Raw genomic sequence first — 10,950 nt, forward strand, 5'->3', positions numbered from 1 at the left:
AGGTCGGTCTCGGCGGCGGGGTTCCCAGGCTTCTGCTCGCTGGCGGGTCACCCGATTGCATTGGAGATTCTGCGCCCAGTCTGGAGCCCGTCGCCTCCCGGTGCAAGCAACGGCGGCGGGCCCGCCGGGAGCTTCTGGAGAGGAGCTTCGCGCTGCGGTAACCTCATCTCCTCTCCTGTCACCGCGTGGGTTTTTCTTGAGGATCTGTCTCATCGCACTTCCCTGGTCGCTGTATCGCCACCCGTCGGCCGCCTTGGGCGCGTTGAGCGCCTTTCTGAAGCAGCAGGAGCCCGGCTTCGAGGTGATCTGCCGCTCGGACTTCCTCGACGCGGCGGTGGCGCTTGGCTTCGGCTGCTACGACAAGATCTCTCAGTCCTCGTACGACGTCGGGGAGATGCTGTACGCGGCGCTGTGCTTCCCGGAGCGGAAGGAGCAGGTGCGCGACTTCTTCATCTCGCGGATGGAGGAGTCCGGTGCGCCGCTCGTGGGGCCGGGCAGCTTCCTCGATCCGGCGATCCACGGCGAGAGCCCGACCTGGGCGAGCGCGTTCGACGTCATCCACTCCCGCCTCGAGGCGCACCTGGAGCGCGTCGCCGAGGAGGTGGCCGGGCGCTACGAGCTCGTCGGATTGACGACCTGCTTCGGCCAGCTCTTCGCGAACCTGGCGCTCAGCATGCGGCTCAAGCGGCGCTCCCCCGGGACGCGGATCGTGCTCGGGGGCTCGACGGTCTCCGAGCGCGTCGGCCCGTCGCTGCTCCAGGAGCTCGACAGCTTCGACTACGTCATCCAGGGGGAGGGCGAGCAGCCGCTGCTGGCGTTGGCGCGCCGGCTGGCCTCGGGATCCTCCGATGTCAGCGACCTGAAGGGGCTCATCTCGCGAGAGACCGCCAGCGCGCTCCCGCGTGGCGCGCCCTTCTGGGAGGTCTCCGACGTCAACAGCCTGCCCATCTCCGACTACAGCGAGTACGCCGTCAAGGCGGAGGCGCTCAACATCCTCTGGCTGATGACGGTGGAGGGCTCTCGGGGATGCTGGTGGGATCGGGCCAAGCGGACCGGCAACCCCAAGGCGACGTGCCACTTCTGCAACCTGAACGTGCAGTGGAACGGCTACCGCGAGAAGGGGGCCGAGCGGCTCGTCTCGGAGGTGGTGGCCCTCAACGAGCGCTACCACAACAACGTCCTCTTCTTCCTCGACAACATCATCCGCCTCAAGGGAGTGGACGACTTCGCGCGGCGGCTCATCGACACGGGCAAGGACTTCGTCATCTTCTACGAGATGCGCGCCAACATCCGTCCCCACGAGCTGCTGCTGCTGTGGGAGGCCGGTGTTCGCTTCGTCCAGTTCGGGATCGAGAGCCTCTCCGAGTCATACCTGAAGCGGATCGGCAAGGGCACGTCGGTGATCACCAACCTGCAGGTGATGAAGATCTGCCATGAGCTGGGGATCGTCAACGGCGCGAACCTCCTCACCGACTTCCCCGGCGGGCGGCAGGAGGAGGTGGAGGAGACCTTCGCAACCATCCAGCGGTTCGCGCTCGCCTACGAGCCGCTCTCGGCCAACCGCTTCTGGCTCGGGCGCGGGGCCACCGTCCAGGTGCTGAACGACGAGTACGGGATCCGCAACCTGCGCAACGCCGACTTCTACCGCGTCGGGCTGCCCGAGCCGCTCTATGAGCGCCTGAGCCTGCTCGATCTCTCGTACGATCAGGACACACCCGCCGCTGACTGGAGCAGCGTCCGCGTGCTCTGCAAGCAGTGGGGGGCCGCCTACGCCGCCGCCCGCGCCACCGAGTACCGGCACCTGCTGACGTACCTCGACAGCGGGCAGTCCATGCGCATCTTCGACGCGCGGACCGGGGTGCTCCGGAACCTCGTCCTCAAGGGCCTCGCCCGCGATGTCTACATGTTCTGCGCGGAGATCCGCCGCTGGGAGGAGCTCCGCCGCGAGTTCATCGAGCCGGGCCGGGCCGACGCGGGGCAGCTCGCGGAGCTGATCGAGACGTGGAACCAGCAAGGCCTGCTCTACCGGGAGGGGACGCGCCTGGAGGGAGGGAGGTTCCTCTCGCTGGCGCCCGCCTTCACGCCCGAGATGGCTGTGCGGCGCATCCGCGCGGCCCACGTGGCGGAGCTGCAACGGCGCGGTGCCGGGGCCTCGGAGCCGGGCCCCCTTCATCCGCTCCAGCAGGTGGGTGACGCGGTCTCGCAGCCCGTCCAGGTGAAGGCGTAGGGCGACGAGCCGCCACGGCCCTCCGGTGCTCAGAGCCGGAGCGTGGTGTACGTGGACACGCGCAGGTTCGCCGTCGTCCACGCCGGCAGCCGCGAGCGTGCCTCCTCGAGCGGCGGCGGCCATTCCGCGAAGAAGGCCTGCACGTCCACCGGCACCTCCTCACGCTCCTTCAGGAGGAGCGTGAGCTCGCGGCTCCCCTCTGAGGAGGGGAGCACGTCGAGGACGTAGTCCGTGTCGTCCGGATCCAGTGGAGGGAGGGGAGCCGGGAGCGACCAGCCCGCGAGGGTGGTCTTCGGGATCCTCAGCCGGACGAGGTACGCCTTTCCCGACTCGAGGCGCAACCGCACGGTGCGGAGCGCCGTGGTCTCATCGTAATGCGACTCGAGCACCTCGAGCCGGGGGGCGGGCAGAGCCGCGGGCGGCGTCGGAGCCTCGTAGCCACCGCGAAAGCCCGGCATCCGCGCGGTCGCATGGAGTTGTTCGGGCTGTCCGGAGAGCGCCGCGAGTGGATCGGGAAAGTCCCAGCTCGAGAACAGCAGCTTGCTCTGGCCCTCTTGCTGGCGGTGCTCCAGCCAGAGCCGTTTGGGACGCTCGGGCGTGTACGGGAAGTGGAGGATCAGCGCGACCAGGAAGGCCACGCCCACCGTGGCGAACGCGGCGATCGAGGGGCCGAAGCGGGCGCTCTCCTGTTGAGGGGCGAGCCCGAGCACGGACGCCGAGGCCACCGGCAGAGCGACCAGCAGCGCCACCAACGGTTCGAGCGGCACCCCCAGCCGGAGGTGGCCCGCCACTGGGATGAAGAGCTCCAACAGGGAACGTCCCAACTGCACGGTCAGCACCAGGCCTGGCAACCACCCTCCGTACAGGGCCGCTAGCCGGGCCCGAGGCGAGGCGGAGGCGGAAGCGGCGATCAGCCCGAGCGCGCCGCCCACCGTCCACCACAGCGGAAGGTAGGCGGTGCCGAGCCCCAGCAGCTGCATGGCCCCGAGCGTCAGCACCCACAGCCAGATCCCGGCAAGCCACGCCGAGCACATCCGCTCCTGTGAGGGCACTCCCCGGGAGGTCAGCCTTCGGGCCCATAACGCGCGGGGGAGCAGCGCTCCAGTGACGGAGAGCCCGCCGAAGGCCGCGACGGCCAGCCACGGAGAGGAGTACCAGCCGTGCGGGCGGTTGAAGACGTAGTAGGGCAGGAAGGCGAGGGCCACCGGGAGCACCAGCGCCATCACGAGCGAGACCACGAGGAACCCGAGTCCCTCGAGGGCCACGAACAGCCGGATGACCCTCCGCCGCGCGGCGAGGACGGTGGCACCGGCCGCGAGCAGCGCGGCGACCGCGGCCCAGGCCCAGGCCCCCTGGAGGCCGTAACGGATCATCCAGAGCCCCAGCACGTCATAGTAGATGGACGGGCCCGAGGCGCCCTCGGACGGGAATGGCCGCGAGGTGAGCTCGCGCGTGACCGCCAGCGCGCTGTCGCCCATGTGCTGGAGGCTGCCGGGCTCCACCCGATCGGGTCGATCCAATGGGGAGTGCACCGCGTAGCCATCCTGGAACAGGGCGAGATCCAGCCCGGGGATCCGCGCGGTCCGGTACACGTGGCTGTCTGTGTCCGCCGGGATCAGGTGGTTCTGGAAGAGGTCCTGTCCGAGCACATCGCCGAAGGGGTCGGGCACGGCGCGGGCATAGGCATCCAGGAGCCAGGAGGCGTCCGGCCCGGCCTGGAAGAGGATCGCCCGTCCACCCAGGCCGGTGGCCTCGAGGTTCACGAAGGCACGGACCTGGCTCGCCCACCGGTGCTTCATGAATCCAGCCGCGCCGAGCAGGCCATACTCCTCGGCCCCGTTGAAGTTGAAGATGACGCTGTTCTCGAGCTCCGGCTCGTTCGCGAGCGCCCGCGCCACCTCGACCATCGCGGCGATGCCGAGCGCATCATCAGCGGCTCCGCTCCCCTCGGGGGCTGAGTCGTAGTGGGCCGAGAGGAGCACCGCGTCCGGTCTGCGTCCCGGCAGGCGGGCCACCACGTTCTGGGTGCTGTAGGCGATCAGGGTGTCGTCATCGAGGTAGACCCCCTCCACCTCCTGGAGCTCCACCTCGACGCGCGGGAGTTCGCTCAGCACGCCGACCAGGTAGGTGGCGGCCTCCCGGTGGGCGGGGGTGCCGGGGATGCGTCGGCCGATGTCCTCCGCGAGGTGGCGCATGACGCGCTGAGCGCGCTCCTCGGAGAACTCGGAGGAGGGCGCGTCCGCGGCGAGGGGGCGTGGCGTCTGGCTCGCGCCGCCCTGGATCGCGACGACCGCGAGGACGAGACCCAGGCCAAGCAGCCATGGGCGGAGCGCTTCATCACGTGAGGGGGGGCGTGTCGGGTCCACGTCGTCCGGTGCTACTTCTTGAGCTTGCCCAGGAGCTTGTCCAGCTTCGCCTGATCCAACCCGGCCAGCGGGAAGTCCGAGGGCGCGAACACCTGACGATCCGGGGCGCCGCGCTCCGCGAGCAGCGTCCGGAGCGCCTCCAGGTACCGGGCCGAGAGCCGCTCCACGGTGGCGACCTCGTACAGGGCGGCACTGAAGTACCAGGTGACGTGGAGCTGAGCGTCCGCCATGCGCGCGATCACCGCCAGCTTGTGCCGACGCGTGGGGGCCCGCTGCTCCGGGTGGTCCAGCACGGTGAACCATGGGCCCGAGAGGTGGTACTGCCCGACGTACCGGAACAGCACCTCGGCCTGGGGAGCACCGGCCAGCCGGGCACGGAGCTCCGCGTTCGTCGAGAGGTAGCGCAGCACTCCGTAGCCCAGGCCTCGGTTCGGCACTGAGCGGAGCTGCTCCTTCACCGTCCGCACGGTGGCGCCGGGCCCCGCCTGCTCCGGCGTGAGCCGCACCGGGTACAGCGAGGTGAGCCATCCCACCGTTCGGGAGAGATCCACGTCCTCGAAGACGTCCTCGCGCCCGTGGCCCTCGACGTCCAGCAGGAGTTCCGGATGGCCGGTCCACTCCCTCAGAGCCCAGGCCAGCGTGGCGATCAGCAGCTCGCCGATCTCACACCGGTAGGCCTCGGGCAGCTCCTTGAGCAGCTGCCGGCTCTCATCGAGGGACAGGGAGTGCGTGAGCTCCCGCTCCAGACTCGCGGGCAGAGTGGCCCCTGGGTGATCCACCGGCAGCAGTCGGGGCGGCTCCTGCCCCTGGGCGGTCCAGTGAGCCAGCTCCTCCCTCAGCCGGGGCGAGTCCGCGTAGCCCTGGAGGCGCTCGAGCCAGGAGCGCACCGAGGTGGTCCTGGGAGGCAGCTGGCACGCGCGGCCTTCCCCGAGCTGCTCGTAGGCGATCTGGAGTTGCTCGAAGAGGACGCGCCAGGAGACTCCGTCCACCACGAGCCGGTGCGCGGCGATCAGCAGCCGGCTCGGGCGGTGGGGCCCCAGCTCGAGCAGGGCCGTCGCCACCATGGGCCCCCCAGCGAGCCTGAGCCCCGCCTGGAGCTCACGTCCGAGCCCCTGGAAGTGCTCCTCGAGCTGGGCGTCGGGCACCGAGGAGAGATCGATCCGCGTGAAGGGCATCGGCGCGTCGGGCGGGGCGATCAGGGCCTCCCAGTCGGACCCGCTCCGCGTCACTCGGAGTCGGAGCGCGTCATGGTGGTGCAGCAGCACGGTCAAAGCCTGCTGGAGCCTGGACGCGTCCAGCGGCTGCCGCGCCTCGAGCGGCACGACGATGCCCCAGCTGTCGAGCTCTGGCACCTCCTGCTCGAGGAACCACCGCTGGATCTGGGTGAGCGGGAGCGGCCCGGTGAGCGGCCCTTCGTCGGTCGGCGCGGCGGGCGCCTGGGTGGCGACGCTCGCCAGTTCGGCGATGGTCTGGTGCTGGAAGAGCTGCCGCGGGGTCAGCTTCAGCCCCGCCTGGTTGGCCTTCGAGACGACCAGGATCCCCAGGATCGAGTCGCCGCCCACGCTGAAGAAGTTGTCGGTGACGGACACCTCCTTCAGGTTCAGGACCTGGCACCAGACGCGCGCCAGCGTGGCCTCCATGGGAGTGCGGGGGGCGACGAGGTTGCTCCGCTGCCGCCGCCGCGCCTCCTCCAGCGAGGGGAGGGCGTCGTAGTTGATCTTCCCGTTCAGCGTGAGCGGCAGCTTCTTCAGGTGCACGTAGGTGTTCGGGAGCACCTCCTCGATGAGCCGCTCAGCGAGGAAGGCCCGGAGCTGATCGCGATCCTGCTCCTGGCGCGAGACGTAGTAGGCGACGAGCACCTCGTTGCCGTTCGTGTCCCGCTTGAGCATCACCACGCTGTCACGCACCTGCGGGTGCTGGTTGAGGGCGTGGCGCAGCTCGCTCAGCTCGATGCGGTAGCCGTGGTACTTCACCTGGTTGTCCGCCCGGCCGAGGTGCTCGAGGGTGCCGTCGGGCAGGTGGCGGGCGAGATCCCCCGTCCGGTACATCCGCGCCCCGGGCATGGCGCTGAACGGATCGGGGAGGAACGCCTGCGCGGTCAGGTCCGGGCGGTTCAGGTACCCGCGGGCGAGCGCCGCGCCGCCGATGTAGAGCTCGCCGGCCATGCCCACCGCCACAGGGCGCAGCCTCGCGTCGAGCACGTAGACCTGGGTGTTGTCGATGGGGCGCTCGAGGGGAAGGGTGCTGGCCGCGACGAAGGGCCGCGATGGATCCAGCCGGAACGTCATGACACCCACCGTCGTCTCGGTGGGCCCGTAGTGGTTGTAGATCCGGCACCCCGGCGCCTGGGTTTGCAGCTGCTCGGCCCACGCGCGGGGCGTCACCTCGCCGCCCAGCACGAGCCGCTGCCGCGGGAGGAGGGCCTCGGTTGCGCCAGCGCTCGCGAGCGCGCGCAGGTGGCTGGGGACGATCTTGAGCACGTCGATCGGGTTGCGCCGGACGTACTCCACGAAGGCCGCCGGATCCGACGCGCGCTCGGCGGAGATGACGTGCAGGGTTCCCCCATTGCAGAGCGCGGGGAAGATGACGGTGTTGCCGAGGTCCGCCGAGAAGGTGGAGACGGTGGCGTAGGCCGCGCCCTCGGGCAGCTCCAGCCGCTCCATCACGCTCGCCACGTAGTTGTAGAGCTGCCGGTGCTCGACGACGACGCCCTTGGGGCGGCCAGTGGAGCCGGACGTGAAGAGGACGTACGCGGGGTGCTCCAGGCGGGCGCCGCCGCTCGGAGCGTCCGAGGGCTCCTCGGCGAAGGTGGACTCCTCATCGAGGCACAGCACCTCGTGCCCCTCGGTCGCTGGCACCATCTCGCGCAGCCGCTTCTGGGTGAGGAGCACCTTCGCCTGGATGTCGTCGATCAGCCCGGTGAGTCTCTGCCGGGGCTGGGCCGGATCGAGCGGGACGTAGGCCCCGCCTGACTTCAGGACGGCCAGGATGCCGACCATGATCTCGAGCGAGCGGTTGAGGCACAGCCCCACGCGTGTCTCCGGGCCCACACCCCGGCGGCGGAGCCCGTGCGCTACCTTGTTGGCCCACGCGTCGAGCTGCGCATAGGTGAGCGTGCTCTCCTCGTACACGAGCGCCACCCGATTCGGATGGCGCGCGGCCTGCTCCTCGATCCAGGTGTGGACGCAGCGCGCGGGGTGCTCCCGGGCCGTGGCGTTGAAGTCCACCAGCAACCGCGCCCGCTCGCGGGGGCTCACGGGATCCAGCTCCTCCAGCCGTGCGCGGGGCGCGTGGGAGATCTGTTCCAGGAGCGCCTCGAGTTGCCCGAGCACCTGTTCGGCGGCGGCGGGCGGGAAGAGGGCGCGATCGGACTGGAGTTCGAGCACCAGCGTGGAGGGCGTCCGCGTGCAGCAGAGGCACAGCTTGGACTGATCAACGTAGGCGCGCGTCTGCTCGAGCCGGAGCTCCCCAGCGCCCTCGAGCGCTGCCTCCGAGTGGTCCTCCCAGCGGAAGCCGATGGCGGGGAAATCGCGGCCGGGCACACGCTCGCCGTCCGCGGTGGGCCAGCTGTAGTAGCGCTGCCACTCCAGCACCTCGCGCTGTGCCTGCTGGAGCTGCAGGGCCAGCTCGCCCAGAGGTTGGGCCGCGTCGAGGCGGGCGCGCAGCGGCACCCATCGCGCGAGGGGGCCGGCCAGCTCCGCCAGATCCGCGTGCTCGCGCCCGTCGCTCTGGAGTCCCAGCACCAGGTCCGCCTGGCCGGTCAGCTTCCAGATCTCCGCGCTCCAGATGGCGAGCACCAACCCGTCGAGCGTGCACCCCAGCTCGCGCGCCGCCGCGTCGAGCCGCTCCAGCCGCCCGCCGCTCAGCGTCAGCTCCAGCGAGGCCGGGTCGAACGCCCGCGCCACGCTCGTGGGGGACTCGAAGGGCAGCGTCACCGCCGCGCCCGTGGTGCTCCCGTGCTTCTCCCAGAAGATGGCGGCGGGGTGGGCGCGGTCCGCCAGCTCCTCGTGCAGCTCGTTCTGCCACTCGGAGAAGGAGAGGTGCGAGGCCGGCTCCTCGTCCGCCGGGCTTTGCGCCTGCCCCGCATGGTCCCGCTGCAGCTCCGAGTAGATCCGCCGCAGGGTGGCGGCGTCGGCACACAGCGCCGGGGCCACCAGTCCGAGCAGGTGCTGCCCGGTGTCCAGCGTCATCAGGACCACGCGCAGCACGGGGCCGGTGTCGAGCGCGAAGGCTCGCTGGCCCACCCGCTCGAAGTGGGCGCGGGCGCGCTCCTCGCGCGTGGCGGCGGGAAAGGCGCGGAGATCCACCCGGTCCCACTCCACCTCACCGCTCGCGGCGATCTCCTGCGCCGGGGCGTCGAGCCCGGGTAGCGTCGGGAAGCGGGTTCGGAGCACCTCGTGGCGCGCGACGAGCCGGGCCACCGCGCGCTCGAGCGCGTCCAGGCGGGGCGCCCCCTCGATGCGCATCAGGGCTTGGGCCCGGAGCGGCTGGTTCCTGCCGTGCAACCGCCACAGGCGAAGCTGCTGGGGCGAGAGCCGATACCTTTCGATGCTCACTTGCGATCTCCCGAACGTCACGCGGGGAGCGCCGACCTCCGACTGGCCACACGCCCCGCCTGTTCCATCATCGCCCGATGGACGCCGCCTGCGGGGAGGTTTTGTTCCACTGGCGCACCAGCGACTCCATCTGCCCCACGTAGTCCCGCTGCCGGACGCGCTTCTCCTCCGGAGGGACGGAGGCGATCTCCAGGGCCAGGAGCTGGTGGGCCAGCCGCATGAGCGCCTTGAACTGATCCATCTGGAGCCCCCGCCCGAGCAGGTAGGGGATGATCCAGAAGTCGAACGACCACTGCGGCAACCAGGCGGAGTCCTTCACCGTGAGGAACAGCCGGTCGATGTGATCCATCGCCTCGAGGCTCTCCATGGTGGCGTGTCGCCAGATGAAGCCCTGGCCGGAGATCCCGTACTGCTGTCGCTTCGCGTCCACGGGGGTGCCGGGCTCGCAGTACCAGAGCTGCGTGCGGTAATAGTCCGGCCGGGTCTCCTGGAGGAATGCGAGCGTCTCATCGACGGTCTCCTCCGTCTCGCCGGGGAAGCCCAGGATGAACGAGGCGAAGGTGAGAATGCCGTTGGCATGCAGCCGCTTCATGCCGTTCACGTACTTGTCGACCGTGGCGGCCTTGTTCATGTTGCTCAGGATCCGCGGCGAGCCGGACTCGATCCCCAGGAAGACGCCGCGGCACCCGCTCTGCGCCGCCAGATCCACGGCCTCGTCGTCCGAGTTGCTGCAGCGGAAGTAGGAGAACCAGTTGAAGTCGTACTGGCGCTCGATCAGCAACCGGCACAGCTCCTTGAAGCGCTTTAGCGGCACGTTGAACGTATCGTCGATGAAGACGACGTTCCGGGTGCCCAGCTCGGCCATGGCCTCCAGCTCGCGCGCCACCGCATCCATGCCCGCGAGGGTGAGATTGCCGGCGCGCATTGGGTAGGCGCAGAACGAACAGCTGTACGCGCAACTCCGGGCGGTGCGGGTCTGGAGCGTGGGCCCCAGGGCACCCTCCGCCACACCGCGCCAGTCGATGAAGTTCTCGTCGAGCGAGTTGCTCTCCGCCTGCGGTGGGTTGAGCCGGTAGCGCCCCGCGCGAACGGGGCCGCCGCTGGCGGGATAGATGATGTTGGGGACGTCCTCCAGATCCTGGCCCGCCCTCAGCCGCTCGAGCACCCGCGAGAGCGTGAGCTCGCCCTGGCTCTCGACGACGTAGATGTCCGCGCCGAGATCGTCGAGCACCACCGCGAGCTCGTTCCCCTCGTACCGCCGGTGATGGTTGGAGATGAGCGGACCGCCGACGATGATCCGGACCTCGGGGTTGTGCCGGCGAATGAACTGCACCATCTCGATGACGGGATCATTGAGAACGTAGAAGGTGGTGGTGATGGCCACCGCGCGGGGGTTCTGCGCGAGCAACTCGGCCAGCCGCTCCTTCTCGTGCTGGAAGAGGTTGAGGTACGTCACGTCATGGCCGCGGCGGCGCAGGAAACTGGAGAGGTAGACGGCCGCGAGGCTCGGGATGTCTCCGGAGCGGAACTCCGGGTGATGCATCCCCGAAGGCAGGGCCCTGCGATAGACGTGGTTCAGCAGGTCCACGTAGTTGAGGCGTCGGCCTTCGAGTTCGACGAAGCTGAACTTCAGATCCCGGTACGCCTCGGAGTCCTCGCCGTAGCGCCTGAGCCCGGCCTCGTACTCGTCGAACGGGGTCTCGTTGTATCCAATGATGATGCAATCGCGACGCGTCGACTCCTCCATGACTGCTCCCTGTGGTTCGGCTCGCCGCCGCCGGATCCGCCTCGCCACGGTGAG

The 10,950-nt window shown here is 69.9% G+C and carries 4 protein-coding genes; 1 reads left to right on the forward strand and 3 read right to left on the reverse strand.

The genetic code is table 11. The features are described 5' to 3' along the window. Positions 1–196 precede the first annotated feature (196 nt). Positions 197–2,227, forward strand: a complete 2,031-nt coding sequence (locus DAT35_RS03725; RefSeq protein ID WP_108065459.1) for a RiPP maturation radical SAM C-methyltransferase — start codon at positions 197–199, stop codon at positions 2,225–2,227. Between the two features lie 29 nt (positions 2,228–2,256). Here DAT35_RS03725 and DAT35_RS03730 read toward each other — a convergent pair whose 3' ends face one another. The 3 genes from DAT35_RS03730 to DAT35_RS03745 form a co-directional block, all read right to left on the reverse strand. Next, on the reverse strand, positions 2,257–4,593 hold the full coding sequence (locus tag DAT35_RS03730) for a M28 family metallopeptidase (protein WP_158501535.1): 2,337 nt from the start codon (positions 4,591–4,593) through the stop codon (positions 2,257–2,259). A gap of 11 nt (positions 4,594–4,604) precedes the next feature. Next, entirely contained in the window at positions 4,605–9,149 is a 4,545-nt protein-coding gene (locus DAT35_RS03740) for a non-ribosomal peptide synthetase (RefSeq protein WP_158501536.1), read from the reverse strand. Between the two features lie 67 nt (positions 9,150–9,216). Further along, entirely contained in the window at positions 9,217–10,896 is a 1,680-nt protein-coding gene (locus tag DAT35_RS03745) for a PhpK family radical SAM P-methyltransferase (protein WP_108065463.1), read from the reverse strand. Positions 10,897–10,950 lie beyond the last annotated feature (54 nt).

The sequence above is a fragment of the Vitiosangium sp. GDMCC 1.1324 genome, from assembly GCF_003044305.1.
GTDB lineage: Bacteria > Myxococcota > Myxococcia > Myxococcales > Myxococcaceae > Archangium.

Excerpts from the sequence above, each read along its gene's own strand:
- DAT35_RS03745 (WP_108065463.1), bottom strand. The coding sequence starts at position 10,896 with ATGGAGGAGTCGACGCGTCGCGATTGCATCATCATTGGATACAACGAG.